The organism is Burkholderia sp. WSM2230 (assembly GCF_000472445.1).
Classification (GTDB): domain Bacteria; phylum Pseudomonadota; class Gammaproteobacteria; order Burkholderiales; family Burkholderiaceae; genus Paraburkholderia.
Window position 1 is genome coordinate 14,751 of record NZ_AXAJ01000014.1, and the last position, 13,913, is coordinate 28,663.

Consider the following 13,913-nt stretch of genomic DNA (forward strand, 5'->3'; position numbering starts at 1 on the left):
CGCAGGCGTTTTCGCTTTGCCCGAAAACAGATGCGTCGATTTTGTTCAATTTCAGGAATAAACAATGCCAACCATCAATCAACTGGTTCGCAAAGGCCGCACGTCGGAAACGACGAAGAGCAAGAGCCCGGCCTTGCAGGACTGCCCCCAGCGTCGCGGCGTGTGCACCCGTGTGTACACCACGACGCCGAAGAAGCCGAACTCGGCACTCCGTAAGGTTGCAAAGGTGCGCCTCACGAACGGCTTCGAAGTCATTTCGTACATCGGTGGTGAAGGCCACAACCTGCAGGAACACTCGGTCGTGCTGATTCGCGGCGGCCGTGTGAAGGACTTGCCGGGTGTGCGTTACCACATGGTTCGCGGCTCGCTGGATACCCAGGGCGTCAAGGATCGTAAGCAGGCTCGCTCGAAGTACGGTGCGAAGCGCGCCAAGGCCGGCAAGTAATCAGCCGGTCAGCAGTTCAGGTCGCCTGTAAAGGCGGTAATAGCGGTGGTGCCGGAATCGCCGGTACTGTCGAGTAAGTGGTCACCCGACCAGGCTGGTAAGTCTTGAAGATGAATCGGGTTAGTTGGTGGCCGCGGGGCTAGATGGGTTCAACCCAGCTCCAACTGAAAAGTTAAAGGAAGAAACATGCCGCGTCGTCGCGAAGTCCCCAAGCGGGAAGTGTTGCCGGATCCGAAGTTCGGTAACGTTGATGTAGCTAAGTTCATGAACGTGCTGATGCTCTCCGGCAAGAAGTCGGTTGCCGAGCGCATCGTGTACGGCGCTTTCGAACAGATCCAGACCAAGGGTGGCAAGGACCCGCTGGAAGTGTTCACGGTAGCGCTCAACAACGTCAAGCCGGTGGTCGAAGTCAAGAGCCGCCGCGTTGGTGGTGCGAACTATCAGGTTCCGGTCGAAGTGCGCCCGTCGCGTCGTATGGCATTGGCGATGCGTTGGCTGCGTGAAGCCGCGAAGAAGCGCAGCGAGAAGTCGATGGCCCTGCGTCTGGCAGGTGAACTCTCCGAAGCGGCCGAAGGCCGTGGCGGCGCAATGAAGAAGCGCGACGAAGTTCACCGGATGGCAGAAGCCAACAAGGCGTTCTCGCATTTCCGTTTCTAAGCTTCCCGAAACCGGGTCTAGCAGACAAAAACGGAAAGAAATTCCGGGCGGGTGCGCTTACAAAGCGCCTCGCCCGTTTGTGTTACAGCGCGATGGGTATTTTCTCGCATCGCGTCATCCCCATAGAGGATCAAAGTGGCTCGCAAGACACCTATCGAGCGCTACCGTAACATCGGTATCAGCGCTCACATCGACGCCGGCAAAACGACGACGACCGAGCGCATCCTGTTCTATACCGGCGTGAACCACAAGATTGGTGAAGTTCACGACGGCGCTGCCACCATGGACTGGATGGAGCAGGAGCAGGAACGCGGCATCACGATTACGTCGGCTGCTACGACGGCGTTCTGGAAAGGCATGGCCGGCGACCGCGCTGAGCACCGCATCAACATCATCGACACCCCGGGTCACGTCGACTTCACGATTGAAGTTGAGCGCTCGATGCGCGTGCTCGACGGCGCGTGCATGGTTTACTGCGCAGTGGGCGGCGTGCAGCCCCAGTCGGAAACCGTGTGGCGTCAGGCCAACAAGTACAAGGTTCCCCGTCTCGCGTTCATCAACAAGATGGACCGTACCGGCGCGAACTTCTTCAAGGTTTACGACCAGCTGAAGCTGCGTCTGAAGGCCAACCCGGTTCCGGTCGTGGTGCCTATCGGCGCGGAAGAAAACTTCACGGGCGTCGTCGACCTGATGAAGATGAAGGCGATCATTTGGGACGACGCGTCCCAGGGCACCAAGTTCTCGTACGAAGAGATCCCGGCTGAGCTGGTCGATTCTTGCAACGAGTGGCGCGAAAAGATGATCGAAGCGGCTGCAGAGTCGAGCGAAGAGCTGATGAACAAGTACCTGGAAGAGGGCGAGCTCTCCGAAGCGGAAATCATCAAGGGCCTGCGCGACCGTACCATCGCTTGCGAAATCCAGCCGATGCTGTGCGGCACCGCGTTCAAGAACAAGGGCGTGCAGCGTATGCTGGACGCGGTTCTGGACTTCCTGCCGTCGCCGATCGACATTCCGCCGGTTACGGGCGAACTGGAAAGCGGCGAAAAGGCCGAGCGCCGCGCTGCTGACGACGAGAAGTTCTCGGCACTGGCATTCAAGATCATGACCGACCCGTTCGTCGGCCAGTTGATCTTCTTCCGTGTGTACTCGGGCGTCGTCAATTCGGGCGACACGGTGCTGAACGCGACCAAAGACAAGAAGGAACGTCTGGGCCGTATTCTGCAGATGCACGCGAACCAGCGCGAAGAAATCAAGGAAGTGCGCGCGGGCGACATCGCTGCCGCAGTCGGCCTGAAAGAAGCGACCACGGGCGACACGCTGTGCGATCCGCAAAACCCGATCGTGCTCGAGCGCATGATTTTCCCGGAGCCGGTGATTTCGCAGGCTGTCGAGCCGAAGACGAAGGCTGACCAGGAAAAGATGGGTCTGGCGCTGAACCGTCTTGCTCAGGAAGATCCGTCGTTCCGCGTTCAGACGGACGAAGAATCGGGTCAAACCATCATTTCGGGTATGGGCGAGCTCCACCTCGAAATTCTGGTCGACCGGATGAAGCGTGAGTTCGGCGTGGAAGCCACCGTCGGCAAGCCGCAAGTGGCTTACCGCGAAACGATCCGCAGCACGGCGGCCGACGTTGACGGCAAGTTCGTCAAGCAGTCGGGCGGCCGCGGTCAGTACGGTCACGCTGTGATCACGCTGGAGCCGAACGAGCAGGGCAAGGGTTACGAGTTCCTCGACGAGATCAAGGGCGGCGTGATTCCGCGCGAATACATTCCGGCAGTCGACAAGGGTATCCAGGAAACGCTGAAGGCAGGCGTGCTGGCAGGCTTCCCGGTCGTTGACGTGAAGGTTCACCTGACGTTCGGTTCGTACCACGACGTTGACTCGAACGAAAATGCGTTCCGCATGGCAGGTTCGATGGCCTTCAAGGAAGCAATGCGCAAGGCAAACCCGGTCATCCTCGAACCGATGATGGCGGTGGAAGTCGAAACGCCGGAAGACTACATGGGCAACGTGATGGGCGACCTCTCGGGCCGTCGCGGTATCGTCCAGGGCATGGAAGACATGGTTGGCGGCGGCAAGATCGTTCGCGCGGAAGTGCCGCTGTCGGAAATGTTCGGCTACTCCACGTCGCTGCGTTCGCTGACCCAAGGTCGCGCAACGTACACGATGGAGTTCAAGCACTACTCCGAAGCACCGCGTAACGTGTCGGAAGCGATCATCAACGCCAAGTCGAAGTAATCGCGCGGCAAGTCATTCAACGATTAACTTTCTGAAAGAAGAGAAACATGGCTAAAGGTAAATTCGAACGGACCAAGCCGCACGTGAACGTCGGCACGATCGGTCACGTTGACCACGGCAAGACCACGCTGACGGCAGCGATCACGACGGTTCTGACGCAGAAGTTCGGCGGCGAAGCGAAGGCATACGACCAGATCGACGCGGCGCCGGAAGAAAAGGCACGTGGTATCACGATCAACACCGCGCACGTCGAGTACGAAACGGCTAACCGCCACTACGCACACGTCGACTGCCCGGGCCACGCTGACTATGTGAAGAACATGATCACGGGCGCCGCGCAGATGGACGGCGCAATCCTGGTATGCTCGGCCGCTGACGGCCCGATGCCGCAAACGCGTGAGCACATCCTGCTGGCGCGTCAGGTCGGTGTGCCGTACATCATCGTGTTCCTGAACAAGTGCGACATGGTGGACGACGCCGAGCTGCTGGAGCTGGTCGAGATGGAAGTGCGCGAACTTCTGTCGAAGTACGACTTCCCGGGCGACGACACGCCGATCATCAAGGGTTCGGCCAAGCTGGCGCTGGAAGGCGACAAGGGCGAGCTGGGCGAAGTGGCGATCATGAACCTGGCCGACGCACTGGACACGTACATCCCGACGCCGGAGCGCGCAGTGGACGGNACGTTCCTGATGCCGGTGGAAGACGTGTTCTCGATCTCGGGTCGCGGCACGGTGGTGACGGGTCGCGTTGAGCGCGGCGTCATCAAGGTCGGCGAGGAAATCGAGATTGTCGGTATCAAGCCGACGGTGAAGACGACCTGCACGGGCGTGGAAATGTTCCGCAAGCTGCTCGACCAGGGTCAGGCGGGCGACAACGTGGGTATCCTGCTGCGCGGCACGAAGCGCGAAGACGTGGAGCGTGGCCAGGTGCTGGCCAAGCCGGGTTCGATCAACCCGCACACGCACTTCACGGCAGAGGTGTANGTGCTGAGCAAGGACGAAGGCGGCCGCCACACGCCNTTCTTCAACAACTACCGTCCGCAGTTCTACTTCCGTACGACGGACGTGACGGGCTCGATCGAGCTGCCGAAGGACAAGGAAATGGTCATGCCGGGCGACAACGTGTCGATCACGGTGAAGCTGATCAACCCGATCGCGATGGAAGAAGGTCTGCGCTTCGCTATCCGCGAAGGCGGCCGTACCGTCGGCGCAGGTGTCGTTGCCAAGATTCTCGAGTAAAATCGCGGATTCGCTTTGCAGTAAGTGGTGCCCGGAGCCGGGCGCCCGCCCCAGGCGGCCGCCCGGCTCTACGTTCTTTTACTATCTGGCGGCGCAATACCGCCTCGCTCTTTCCAAGGAATTGTCATGCAGAACCAGAAAATCCGTATTCGCCTGAAGGCTTTCGACTATCGCCTGATCGACCAGTCGGCTGCTGAAATCGTCGACACGGCGAAGCGGACTGGCGCAATCGTTCGTGGTCCGGTGCCCCTGCCCACGCGCATTCAACGCTTCGACATCCTGCGTTCGCCGCACGTCAACAAGACGTCGCGCGATCAGCTCGAGATCCGTACCCACCAACGCCTGATGGACATCGTCGACCCGACGGACAAGACCGTCGACGCGCTGATGAAGCTCGATCTGCCGGCTGGCGTGGACGTCGAAATCAAGCTGCAATAAGGCTCTCAGGCGTTGCCCGCTCGCGTAGGCAACGCTAAGTCTTTGATTGCTTGCGGAAAACGAAAAGCCTCGCTATAATGCAAGGCTTTTCGCGCATTTGCGCAAAAAAGTCGGTGTGCTGCAGCGTGGTTTCACGCCCGAAACGGCACCGGCATTTTGTAAATTAGCCCCGACCAATCGCAGTCGGGAATGGAGAAAACGATGAGCCTTGGACTCGTAGGTCGCAAGGTTGGCATGACCCGTATCTTCACGGCTGAAGGGGATTCGATTCCCGTTACCGTGCTGGACGTGTCCGACAACCGCGTGACGCAGATCAAGACTGTTGAAACCGACGGCTACACGGCCGTGCAGGTTGCATTCGGTACGCGCCGTGCATCGCGTGTGACGAAGCCGTTGGCCGGTCATCTCGCCAAAGCCGGTGTTCAAGCCGGTGAAATCCTCAAAGAATTCCAGATCGACGCCGCTAAGGCAGCCGAGTTGTCGAACGGCGCCGTGGTCGGTCCTGACCTGTTCGAAGTGGGCCAGAAGGTCGACGTGCAAGGCGTGTCGATCGGTAAGGGCTACGCCGGTACCATCAAGCGTTACAACTTCGCATCCGGCCGTGCATCGCACGGTAACTCGCGCTCGCACAACGTGCCGGGCTCGATCGGTATGGCGCAGGATCCGGGTCGTGTTTTCCCGGGCAAGCGCATGACCGGTCACATGGGTGACGAAACGGTAACGGTGCAAAACCTCGAGATCGCTCGTATCGACGCTGACCGCAACCTGTTGCTGGTCAAGGGCGCCGTTCCGGGTGCGAAGGGTGGCAAGGTATTCGTTACGCCGGCCGTGAAGACGCGTGCCGTGAAAGGAGCGAAATAATGGAACTTAAGCTCCTGAATGCCAATGGTCAGGAAGGTGCAGGCGTTAGCGCGTCGGACGTCGTGTTCGGCCGTGACTACAACGAAGCCCTGATTCACCAGGTCGTGGTGGCGTATCAAGCGAATGCCCGTAGCGGCAACCGCGCGCAGAAGGACCGTGAGCAAGTCAAGCACACGACCAAGAAGCCGTGGCGCCAGAAGGGTACGGGCCGCGCCCGTGCCGGTATGTCGTCGAGCCCGTTGTGGCGCGGCGGTGGCCGGATCTTCCCGAATTCGCCGGAAGAAAACTTTTCGCACAAGGTCAATAAGAAGATGCATCGCGCAGGTCTCTGCTCGATCTTCTCGCAGCTGGCCCGCGAAGGCCGTATCTCGGTGGTCGACGAGCTGACGCTCGAGGCGCCGAAGACCAAGCTGCTGGCCGAAAAATTCAAGGCGATGGGTCTCGACTCCGTGCTGGTGATTACCGACACGGTTGACGAAAACCTGTACCTCGCGTCGCGCAACCTCGCCCACGTGGCGGTTGTCGAGCCGCGTTACGCCGACCCGCTGTCGCTGATCTACTTCAAGAAGATCCTGATCACGAAGGCTGCGGTCGCCCAGATCGAGGAGTTGCTGTCATGAGCGAGATTCGCAAAAACGATCATCGTTTGATGCAGGTCCTGCTCGCGCCGGTGATCTCCGAAAAGGCGACGCTGGTGGCCGACAAGAACGAGCAAGTTGTGTTCGAAGTCGCGCCCGATGCTACGAAGCAGGAAGTGAAGGCTGCAGTCGAGCTGCTGTTCAAGGTGGAAGTCAATTCCGTCAACGTGCTGGTCTCGAAGGGCAAAGCCAAGCGCTTTGGCCGCTTCATGGGCAAGCGCAAGGACGTGAAGAAGGCGTACGTCTGCCTGAAGCCCGGCCAGGAAATCAACTTTGAAGCGGAGGCCAAGTAATCATGGCAATCGTTAAAGTTAAGCCGACTTCGCCGGGTCGCCGCGCGATGGTGAAGGTGGTCAACAAGGATCTGTACAAGGGCAAGCCGTTTGCACCGCTGCTCGACTCGCAGTCCTCGACCGCCGGCCGTAACAACAATGGTCACATCACCACGCGTCACAAGGGTGGTGGTCATAAGCATCACTACCGTGTCGTCGATTTCCGTCGCAATAAGGACGGCATCGCAGCGAAGGTGGAGCGCCTCGAGTACGACCCGAATCGTAGCGCGAACATTGCGCTGGTTCTGTACGCAGACGGCGAACGTCGTTACATCATCGCTCCGAAGGGTCTCACCGTCGGCCAGCAACTGATGTCGGGTTCCGAAGCGCCGATCCGCGCAGGCAACACGCTGCCGATCCGCAACATTCCGGTCGGTACGACGATTCACTGCATTGAAATGCTGCCGGGCAAGGGCGCGCAAATGGCGCGTTCGGCTGGCACGTCGGCGATGCTGCTGGCTCGTGAAGGCATCTACGCACAGGTCCGCCTGCGCTCAGGTGAAATTCGCCGCGTCCACGTTGAGTGCCGCGCGACGATTGGTGAAGTTGGCAACGAAGAGCATAGCCTCCGTCAAATCGGTAAGGCTGGCGCAAACCGCTGGCGTGGTATCCGCCCGACGGTGCGCGGCGTTGCAATGAACCCGGTCGATCACCCGCACGGTGGTGGTGAAGGCAAGACGGCTGCAGGTCGCGATCCGGTGAGCCCGTGGGGCACGCCTGCTAAGGGTTATCGCACCCGCAGCAACAAGCGCACGACGAGCATGATCGTCCAGCGCCGTCACAAGCGTTAAGGAGTAGGCAATGGCACGTTCTGTAAAAAAAGGTCCGTTCTGCGACGCCCATTTGCTGAAGAAAGTTGAGGCGGCAGCAGCTTCGCGGGATAAGAAGCCGATCAAAACCTGGTCGCGTCGCTCGACGATCCTCCCGGATTTCATCGGTCTGACGATCGCCGTTCACAACGGCCGTCAACACGTTCCGGTGTACATCTCGGAAAACATGGTCGGCCACAAGCTTGGCGAGTTCGCACTGACCCGTACGTTCAAGGGTCATGCAGCCGACAAGAAGGCTAAGAAATAAGGGGCTCATGATGGAAGTGAAAGCAATTCATCGCGGTGCCCGCATCTCGGCGCAGAAAACGCGCCTTGTGGCTGACCAGATCCGCGGTTTGCCGGTCGACAAGGCGCTGAACGTTCTGACGTTCTCGCCGAAGAAGGCTGCGGGAATCGTGAAAAAGGTCGTGCTGTCGGCGATCGCGAATGCGGAGCACAACGAAGGCGCCGATATCGATGAGCTCAAGATTACGAGCATCTACATCGACAAGGCTGCGTCGCTCAAGCGTTTCACCGCGCGCGCTAAAGGCCGCGGTAACCGCATCGAGAAGCAATCCTGTCACATCACTGTGACGGTCGGGAATTAAGGGGTCATACGATGGGACAGAAAATTCATCCGACTGGCTTCCGTTTGGCCGTCAGCCGCAATTGGGCGTCGCGTTGGTACGCGAACAACAACAATTTCGCGGCGATGTTGCAGGAAGACATCGGTGTTCGTGAATACCTGAAGAAGAAGCTGAAGAACGCGTCCGTCGGCCGCGTGGTGATCGAGCGTCCTGCAAAGAACGCGCGCATCACGATTTTCAGCTCGCGTCCGGGTGTCGTGATCGGCAAGAAGGGTGAAGACATTGAACTGCTGAAGTCCGAGCTGCAAAAGCGCATGGGCGTTCCGGTTCACGTCAACATCGAAGAAATTCGCAAGCCGGAAACCGACGCGCAACTGATCGCTGATTCGATCACGCAACAGCTCGAGCGCCGGATCATGTTCCGCCGCGCGATGAAGCGTGCGATGCAAAACGCAATGCGTCTGGGTGCTCAAGGCATCAAGATCATGAGCGCTGGCCGTCTGAACGGTATCGAAATCGCGCGTACGGAATGGTATCGCGAAGGTCGCGTGCCGCTTCATACGCTGCGTGCTGATATCGACTACGCAACCTCGGAAGCGAAGACGACGTACGGCATCATCGGCGTGAAAGTGTGGGTCTACAAGGGCGACACGCTCGGCCGCAACGACGCACCGGTGGTTGAAGAAGTCGCCGAAGAAAAGCGTCCGCGCCGCAACGCACGTCCGGGTGGCGATCGCCGTCCGCGTCGCGATGGTGAAGGTGGTGGCCCGGCAGGTGCACGCCGTGGCGCTCCTCGTCGTGCTGGCGGTGCCGGCGGCGACGGGAAGACTGGAGAATAACGATGCTGCAACCGAAACGCAGAAAGTATCGCAAAGAGCAGAAGGGTCGTAACACCGGCGTCGCAACCCGCGGTAACGCGGTGTCGTTCGGTGAGTTCGGCCTGAAGGCTATCGGTCGTGGTCGCCTGACCGCGCGCCAGATTGAAGCGGCACGTCGTGCAATGACGCGTCACATCAAGCGTGGTGGCCGCATCTGGATCCGTATCTTCCCGGACAAGCCGATCTCGCACAAGCCGGCGGAAGTGCGTATGGGTAACGGTAAAGGTAACCCTGAGTACTACGTCGCAGAGATTCAACCGGGCAAGATGCTGTACGAAATGGACGGCGTAACCGAAGAGCTGGCACGCGAAGCGTTCCGTCTGGCTGCAGCCAAGCTGCCGCTGAAGACGACGTTCATCGTGCGTCAGCTCGGCGCCTAAGGAGCAAATGATGAAGGCTTCCGAACTTCACCAGAAAGATCAGGCCGCGCTCAACAAGGAGCTGTCGGACCTGCTGAAGGCGCAATTCGGCCTGCGCATGCAACTCGCGACCCAGCAGCTCACGAACACGAGCCAGCTGAAGAAGGTTCGTCGCGACATCGCACGTGTGCGGACCGTCCTGACTGAGAAGGCGAACCAGAAATGAACGATAGCGTAAAAACCTCGCTCAAGCGGACGCTGGTCGGCAAGGTCGTCAGCAACAAGATGGACAAGACGGTCACCGTGCTGGTTGAGCACCGCGTGAAGCACCCGATTTACGGCAAGTACGTTGTGCGCTCGAAGAAGTACCACGCGCACGACGACGCGAACACGTACAACGAGGGCGACCTCGTTGAAATCCAGGAAACTCGTCCGATTTCGAAGACGAAGGCTTGGGTTGTGGCTCGCCTGGTCGAGGCTGCTCGCGTCATCTGACGCCGCGGAGTTGTAGAAGTTGTTGAAATCGCAGTAGATTTCGCTTGCAAGACCGAGATTATTTGTTATAATCTCGGTCTTCCCTCTTTATGGGAGCCCCGTCGCGGGCGAAGTTGGTGGGGGAAGCGGTTCAGGCGCCAGCCTGTCCCGAAGGATTCACCGGATTGCGATGGCGGGTTTCGTTTGCCGTCGCTGCTGTTCTAACCCAAGCAGCCGATTGGCTGACGGGACCAAGACTGACCGGGTGCGCCATGGTGGTGCGACCGGATTAAGTTGGGAATGATAAACCATGATCCAGACCGAAACTCGGCTTGAAGTGGCCGACAACACGGGTGCGCGTGAAGTCATGTGCATCAAGGTGCTCGGCGGCTCGAAGCGTCGTTATGCCAGCATTGGCGACATCATCAAGGTGACCGTCAAAGAAGCAACGCCGCGCGGGCGCGTGAAGAAAGGCGAAATTTATAACGCCGTGGTGGTTCGCACCGCCAAGGGCGTGCGCCGTCAGGACGGCTCGCTGATCAAGTTCGACGGCAACGCCGCAGTGTTGTTGAATGCCAAGCTCGAACCTATTGGCACCCGTATTTTCGGGCCTGTCACGCGCGAGTTGCGCAGCGAACGATTCATGAAGATCGTTTCGCTGGCACCTGAAGTGCTGTAAGGAGTCGCGATGAACAAGATTCGCAAAGGTGACGAAGTTATCGTCATCACCGGCAAAGATAAAGGCAAGCGCGGCGTCGTGCTGTCCGTTGGCGAAGGCAAGGTCACTGTCGAGGGCATTAACCTCGTCAAGAAGCACGTCAAGCCGAACCCGATGAAGGGTACGACGGGTGGCGTGGAAGCCAAGACGATGCCGCTGCAAATTTCGAACGTCGCATTGGTCGACGCGAATGGCAAGGCGTCGCGTGTAGGCATCAAGGTCGAGGGAGACAAGAAAGTCCGTTTCCTTAAGACGACCGGTGCCGTGCTGAGCGCCTGACGCTGCGGAGTAAAAAAATGGCTCGTTTGCAAGAGTTTTACAAAGAAAAGGTTGTGCCCGGCCTCATCGAGAAGTTCGGTTACAAGTCCGTGATGGAAGTGCCGCGCATCACCAAGATCACCCTGAACATGGGCCTTGGCGAAGCGGTTGCTGACAAGAAGATCATCGAGAACGCCGTTGGCGACCTGACGAAGATCGCAGGCCAGAAGCCGGTGATCACGAAGGCACGCAAGGCAATCGCTGGCTTCAAGATCCGTCAGGGCTACCCGATCGGTGCAATGGTCACGCTGCGTGGTCAGGCAATGTACGAATTTCTGGACCGTTTCGTGACGGTCGCGCTCCCGCGTGTGCGTGACTTCCGTGGCGTGTCGGGTCGTGCGTTCGACGGTCGCGGCAACTACAACATCGGTGTGAAAGAGCAGATCATTTTCCCCGAAATCGACTACGACAAGATCGACGCACTGCGTGGGCTGAACATCAGCATCACGACGACTGCGAAGACCGACGACGAAGCAAAGGCTCTGCTCGCCAGCTTCAAGTTCCCGTTCAGAAACTGAGGTTACCGTGGCTAAACTGGCACTGATCGAACGTGAAAAGAAGCGTGCTCGCCTCGCTGCTAAGTACGCGCCCAAGCGTGCAGAGTTGAAAGCGATCATTAGCGATATGAGCAAGTCGGACGAAGAGCATTACGCAGCACGTCTTGAACTGCAACAACTGCCGCGCAACTCTAACCCGACCCGTAAGCGCAATCGTTGCGCAATTACTGGTCGTCCGCGCGGTACGTTCCGTAAATTCGGGCTGGCGCGTAACAAGATTCGCGAAATCGCGTTCCGCGGCGAGATCCCTGGCCTGACCAAGGCGAGCTGGTAATAGGAGAAACATAAATGAGCATGAGTGATCCTATCGCCGATATGCTGACTCGCATCCGCAACGCGCAGATGGTTGAGAAAGTCTCGGTGACTATGCCCTCGTCGAAAGTCAAGGTTGCGATTGCGCAGGTCCTTAAGGACGAAGGTTATATCGACGATTTCGCAGTGAAGTCCGAAGGTGCGAAGTCTGAATTGAACATCGTGTTGAAGTACTACGCCGGCCGTCCGGTCATCGAACGCATTGAACGCGTCTCGAAGCCTGGTCTGCGTGTGTACCGCGGCCGTAACGACATCCCCGTGGTCATGAATGGCCTCGGCGTGGCAATCGTGTCGACGCCGAAGGGCGTGATGACGGACCGCAAGGCGCGCGCAACGGGCGTTGGCGGCGAAGTCATCTGCTACGTCGCTTAAGGCCGAAAGGAGAGAAACATGTCTCGAGTAGGTAAGAGCCCGATCGCGCTGCAAGGCGCAGAAGTGGCCCTGAGCGATGATCGCATCACCGTTAAGGGCCCGCTGGGTACGATTACGCAGGCGGCAAACCGCCTCGTGAAAGTGGTGAACGACAACGGCATTCTGAAGATCGAGCCGGTTGACGAAAGCCGCGAAGCGAATGCGATGTCGGGCACGATGCGCGCACTGGTTGCGAACATGGTGAACGGCGTGACGAAGGGTTTCGAGCGCAAGCTGACGCTGGTTGGCGTTGGTTATCGCGCGCAGGCGCAAGGCGACAAGTTGAACCTGTCGCTGGGTTTCTCGCACCCCGTGGTGCACCAGATGCCGGAAGGCGTGAAGGCTGAAACCCCGTCGCAAACCGAAATCGTGATCAAGGGGATCGACAAGCAGAAAGTTGGCCAGGTCGCTGCAGAAGTGCGCGGCTATCGCCCGCCGGAGCCCTACAAGGGCAAGGGTGTGCGCTACGCCAACGAGGTCGTGATCCTCAAAGAAACGAAGAAGAAGTAAGGGTGCGCAATCATGGATAAGACTCAATCTCGCCTGCGCCGCGCTCGTCAGACGCGTATCAAGATCGCTGAGCTGCAGGTCGCGCGTCTCGCCGTGCATCGCACGAACACGCACATCTATGCGCAAGTGTTCTCGCCGTGCGGCACCAAGGTGCTCGCCAGCGCGTCGACGCTCGAGGCCGAAGTGCGTGCGCAACTGGCTGATCAAACGGGCAAGGGCGGTAACGTCGCCGCTGCTACGCTGATCGGCAAGCGCATTGCAGAAAAGGCTAAGGCTGCCGGCATCGAATCCGTCGCCTTCGACCGTTCGGGTTTCCGTTACCACGGCCGCGTGAAAGCGCTGGCTGATGCGGCGCGCGAAGCCGGACTCAAGTTCTAAGGGAAGAATTCGTCATGGCAAAGATGCAAGCGAAAGTTCAGGCTGACGAACGCGACGACGGCCTGCGCGAAAAGATGATTTCGGTCAACCGCGTGACCAAGGTCGTGAAGGGTGGCCGTATTCTCGGCTTCGCCGCACTGACCGTGGTTGGCGACGGTGATGGCCGCGTCGGTATGGGCAAGGGCAAGGCGAAGGAAGTGCCGGTCGCTGTCCAGAAGGCGATGGAACAAGCCCGCCGCAACATGTTCAAGGTGCCGCTGAAGAACGGTACCCTGCAGCACGAAGTGCACGGTAAGCACGGCGCATCGATGGTTCTCCTCGCTCCGGCGAAGGACGGTACCGGTGTGATCGCTGGCGGCCCGATGCGCGCAGTGTTCGACGTGATGGGCGTGCAGAACGTTGTGGCCAAGAGCCACGGTTCGACGAACCCGTACAACCTCGTTCGTGCAACGCTCGACGGTCTGCGCAAGCAGTCCACCCCGAGCGATATCGCGGCGAAGCGCGGCAAGTCCGTCGAAGATATTCTGGGCTAAGGTGGACACCATGTCTGAAAAAACTGTCAAGGTCCAGCTCGTCAAGAGCCTGATCGGCACCCGTGAGACGCATCGTGCAACGGTGCGTGGCTTGGGCCTGCGCCGACTCAACTCGGTTAGCGAGTTGCAGGACACGCCGGCCGTGCGCGGCATGATCAACAAGGTTTCGTACCTCGTTAAGGTCATCAGCTAAGCGGCTGACCAGGACTCAAGGAGTTGATA

The 13,913-nt window shown here is 59.1% G+C and carries 24 protein-coding genes; all 24 read left to right on the top strand.

What is annotated here, in order from left to right:
* Positions 1-64 precede the first annotated feature (64 nt).
* Entirely contained in the window at positions 65-445 is a 381-nt protein-coding gene (gene rpsL, locus A3AC_RS0122990) for a 30S ribosomal protein S12 (protein ID WP_006053290.1), read from the top strand.
* Positions 446-631: 186 nt separating this feature from the next.
* A complete protein-coding gene (gene rpsG, locus A3AC_RS0122995; RefSeq protein ID WP_006053291.1) occupies positions 632-1,102 on the top strand; it encodes a 30S ribosomal protein S7 in 471 nt (156 codons plus the stop codon).
* A gap of 135 nt (positions 1,103-1,237) precedes the next feature.
* On the top strand, positions 1,238-3,340 hold the full coding sequence (fusA, locus tag A3AC_RS0123000) for an elongation factor G (protein ID WP_025601726.1): 2,103 nt from the start codon (positions 1,238-1,240) through the stop codon (positions 3,338-3,340).
* Between the two features lie 47 nt (positions 3,341-3,387).
* Positions 3,388-4,578 carry an elongation factor Tu gene (tuf, locus tag A3AC_RS0123005; protein ID WP_025601727.1) on the top strand — a complete coding sequence of 397 codons (1,191 nt, stop codon included), beginning with the start codon at positions 3,388-3,390 and terminating at the stop codon, positions 4,576-4,578.
* Positions 4,579-4,704: 126 nt separating this feature from the next.
* Positions 4,705-5,016, top strand: coding sequence for a 30S ribosomal protein S10 (gene rpsJ, locus A3AC_RS0123010; RefSeq protein WP_006998489.1), 312 nt, complete (start codon positions 4,705-4,707; stop codon positions 5,014-5,016).
* Positions 5,017-5,217: 201 nt separating this feature from the next.
* A complete protein-coding gene (gene rplC / locus A3AC_RS0123015) occupies positions 5,218-5,877 on the top strand; it encodes a 50S ribosomal protein L3 (RefSeq protein ID WP_035475723.1) in 660 nt (219 codons plus the stop codon).
* Positions 5,877-6,497, top strand: a complete 621-nt coding sequence (rplD, locus tag A3AC_RS0123020; RefSeq protein WP_007180136.1) for a 50S ribosomal protein L4 — start codon at positions 5,877-5,879, stop codon at positions 6,495-6,497. The genes rplC and rplD overlap by 1 nt, the downstream gene beginning before the upstream one ends.
* Positions 6,494-6,808, top strand: a complete 315-nt coding sequence (gene rplW, locus A3AC_RS0123025; protein WP_007180135.1) for a 50S ribosomal protein L23 — start codon at positions 6,494-6,496, stop codon at positions 6,806-6,808. The genes rplD and rplW overlap by 4 nt, the downstream gene beginning before the upstream one ends.
* 2 nt (positions 6,809-6,810) lie before the next feature.
* Positions 6,811-7,638 (top strand): 50S ribosomal protein L2, encoded by an 828-nt coding sequence (gene rplB / locus A3AC_RS0123030; RefSeq protein WP_025601735.1) that lies wholly within the window; start codon positions 6,811-6,813, stop codon positions 7,636-7,638.
* A 10-nt stretch (positions 7,639-7,648) separates the two neighbouring features.
* The gene (gene rpsS, locus A3AC_RS0123035; protein ID WP_004199273.1) at positions 7,649-7,924 is read left to right on the top strand and encodes a 30S ribosomal protein S19; all 276 of its coding nucleotides are present in this window, start codon (positions 7,649-7,651) and stop codon (positions 7,922-7,924) included.
* A 7-nt stretch (positions 7,925-7,931) separates the two neighbouring features.
* The gene (gene rplV, locus A3AC_RS0123040) at positions 7,932-8,264 is read left to right on the top strand and encodes a 50S ribosomal protein L22 (RefSeq protein WP_007180133.1); all 333 of its coding nucleotides are present in this window, start codon (positions 7,932-7,934) and stop codon (positions 8,262-8,264) included.
* Positions 8,265-8,275: 11 nt separating this feature from the next.
* Entirely contained in the window at positions 8,276-9,082 is an 807-nt protein-coding gene (rpsC, locus tag A3AC_RS0123045) for a 30S ribosomal protein S3 (protein WP_012434570.1), read from the top strand.
* 2 nt (positions 9,083-9,084) lie between these two features.
* The gene (gene rplP, locus A3AC_RS0123050) at positions 9,085-9,501 is read left to right on the top strand and encodes a 50S ribosomal protein L16 (RefSeq protein WP_013340739.1); all 417 of its coding nucleotides are present in this window, start codon (positions 9,085-9,087) and stop codon (positions 9,499-9,501) included.
* A gap of 10 nt (positions 9,502-9,511) precedes the next feature.
* Positions 9,512-9,706, top strand: coding sequence for a 50S ribosomal protein L29 (gene rpmC / locus A3AC_RS0123055; protein WP_007180130.1), 195 nt, complete (start codon positions 9,512-9,514; stop codon positions 9,704-9,706).
* The gene (gene rpsQ, locus A3AC_RS0123060) at positions 9,703-9,975 is read left to right on the top strand and encodes a 30S ribosomal protein S17 (protein ID WP_007180129.1); all 273 of its coding nucleotides are present in this window, start codon (positions 9,703-9,705) and stop codon (positions 9,973-9,975) included. Before rpmC ends, rpsQ begins: the two co-directional genes overlap by 4 nt.
* Positions 9,976-10,264: 289 nt before the next feature.
* Positions 10,265-10,633, top strand: coding sequence for a 50S ribosomal protein L14 (rplN, locus tag A3AC_RS0123065; RefSeq protein ID WP_006052212.1), 369 nt, complete (start codon positions 10,265-10,267; stop codon positions 10,631-10,633).
* A 9-nt stretch (positions 10,634-10,642) separates the two neighbouring features.
* Complete coding sequence (gene rplX, locus A3AC_RS0123070) at positions 10,643-10,951, top strand: 50S ribosomal protein L24 (protein WP_025601772.1); 309 nt, start codon at positions 10,643-10,645, stop codon at positions 10,949-10,951.
* 17 nt (positions 10,952-10,968) lie between these two features.
* Positions 10,969-11,508 (top strand): 50S ribosomal protein L5, encoded by a 540-nt coding sequence (gene rplE, locus A3AC_RS0123075; RefSeq protein WP_006052214.1) that lies wholly within the window; start codon positions 10,969-10,971, stop codon positions 11,506-11,508.
* A gap of 7 nt (positions 11,509-11,515) precedes the next feature.
* Positions 11,516-11,821 carry a 30S ribosomal protein S14 gene (gene rpsN / locus A3AC_RS0123080; protein WP_013340737.1) on the top strand — a complete coding sequence of 102 codons (306 nt, stop codon included), beginning with the start codon at positions 11,516-11,518 and terminating at the stop codon, positions 11,819-11,821.
* 14 nt (positions 11,822-11,835) lie between these two features.
* On the top strand, positions 11,836-12,231 hold the full coding sequence (rpsH, locus tag A3AC_RS0123085; RefSeq protein ID WP_006052216.1) for a 30S ribosomal protein S8: 396 nt from the start codon (positions 11,836-11,838) through the stop codon (positions 12,229-12,231).
* Between the two features lie 18 nt (positions 12,232-12,249).
* Complete coding sequence (rplF, locus tag A3AC_RS0123090) at positions 12,250-12,780, top strand: 50S ribosomal protein L6 (RefSeq protein WP_006052217.1); 531 nt, start codon at positions 12,250-12,252, stop codon at positions 12,778-12,780.
* Positions 12,781-12,792: 12 nt separating this feature from the next.
* A complete protein-coding gene (gene rplR / locus A3AC_RS0123095; RefSeq protein WP_006052218.1) occupies positions 12,793-13,158 on the top strand; it encodes a 50S ribosomal protein L18 in 366 nt (121 codons plus the stop codon).
* 14 nt (positions 13,159-13,172) lie between these two features.
* A complete protein-coding gene (gene rpsE, locus A3AC_RS0123100) occupies positions 13,173-13,691 on the top strand; it encodes a 30S ribosomal protein S5 (protein WP_013340735.1) in 519 nt (172 codons plus the stop codon).
* A 10-nt stretch (positions 13,692-13,701) separates the two neighbouring features.
* Positions 13,702-13,884, top strand: a complete 183-nt coding sequence (gene rpmD, locus A3AC_RS0123105) for a 50S ribosomal protein L30 (protein ID WP_006052220.1) — start codon at positions 13,702-13,704, stop codon at positions 13,882-13,884.
* Positions 13,885-13,913: the final 29 nt, after the last annotated feature.

What these genes read in the sequence shown, in the direction of transcription:
- rpsL (WP_006053290.1), top strand. Translation starts at nt 65, where the DNA reads ATGCCAACCATCAATCAACTGGTTCGCAAAGGCCGCACGTCGGAAACG.
- rpsG (WP_006053291.1), top strand. Translation starts at nt 632, where the DNA reads ATGCCGCGTCGTCGCGAAGTCCCCAAGCGGGAAGTGTTGCCGGATCCG.
- rpsJ (WP_006998489.1), top strand. Translation starts at nt 4,705, where the DNA reads ATGCAGAACCAGAAAATCCGTATTCGCCTGAAGGCTTTCGACTATCGC.
- rplC (WP_035475723.1), top strand. Translation starts at nt 5,218, where the DNA reads ATGAGCCTTGGACTCGTAGGTCGCAAGGTTGGCATGACCCGTATCTTC.
- rplD (WP_007180136.1), top strand. Translation starts at nt 5,877, where the DNA reads ATGGAACTTAAGCTCCTGAATGCCAATGGTCAGGAAGGTGCAGGCGTT.
- rplW (WP_007180135.1), top strand. Translation starts at nt 6,494, where the DNA reads ATGAGCGAGATTCGCAAAAACGATCATCGTTTGATGCAGGTCCTGCTC.
- rplB (WP_025601735.1), top strand. Translation starts at nt 6,811, where the DNA reads ATGGCAATCGTTAAAGTTAAGCCGACTTCGCCGGGTCGCCGCGCGATG.
- rpsS (WP_004199273.1), top strand. Translation starts at nt 7,649, where the DNA reads ATGGCACGTTCTGTAAAAAAAGGTCCGTTCTGCGACGCCCATTTGCTG.
- rplV (WP_007180133.1), top strand. Translation starts at nt 7,932, where the DNA reads ATGATGGAAGTGAAAGCAATTCATCGCGGTGCCCGCATCTCGGCGCAG.
- rpsC (WP_012434570.1), top strand. Translation starts at nt 8,276, where the DNA reads ATGGGACAGAAAATTCATCCGACTGGCTTCCGTTTGGCCGTCAGCCGC.
- rplP (WP_013340739.1), top strand. Translation starts at nt 9,085, where the DNA reads ATGCTGCAACCGAAACGCAGAAAGTATCGCAAAGAGCAGAAGGGTCGT.
- rpmC (WP_007180130.1), top strand. Translation starts at nt 9,512, where the DNA reads ATGAAGGCTTCCGAACTTCACCAGAAAGATCAGGCCGCGCTCAACAAG.
- rpsQ (WP_007180129.1), top strand. Translation starts at nt 9,703, where the DNA reads ATGAACGATAGCGTAAAAACCTCGCTCAAGCGGACGCTGGTCGGCAAG.
- rplN (WP_006052212.1), top strand. Translation starts at nt 10,265, where the DNA reads ATGATCCAGACCGAAACTCGGCTTGAAGTGGCCGACAACACGGGTGCG.
- rplX (WP_025601772.1), top strand. Translation starts at nt 10,643, where the DNA reads ATGAACAAGATTCGCAAAGGTGACGAAGTTATCGTCATCACCGGCAAA.
- rplE (WP_006052214.1), top strand. Translation starts at nt 10,969, where the DNA reads ATGGCTCGTTTGCAAGAGTTTTACAAAGAAAAGGTTGTGCCCGGCCTC.
- rpsH (WP_006052216.1), top strand. Translation starts at nt 11,836, where the DNA reads ATGAGCATGAGTGATCCTATCGCCGATATGCTGACTCGCATCCGCAAC.
- rplF (WP_006052217.1), top strand. Translation starts at nt 12,250, where the DNA reads ATGTCTCGAGTAGGTAAGAGCCCGATCGCGCTGCAAGGCGCAGAAGTG.
- rplR (WP_006052218.1), top strand. Translation starts at nt 12,793, where the DNA reads ATGGATAAGACTCAATCTCGCCTGCGCCGCGCTCGTCAGACGCGTATC.
- rpsE (WP_013340735.1), top strand. Translation starts at nt 13,173, where the DNA reads ATGGCAAAGATGCAAGCGAAAGTTCAGGCTGACGAACGCGACGACGGC.
- rpmD (WP_006052220.1), top strand. Translation starts at nt 13,702, where the DNA reads ATGTCTGAAAAAACTGTCAAGGTCCAGCTCGTCAAGAGCCTGATCGGC.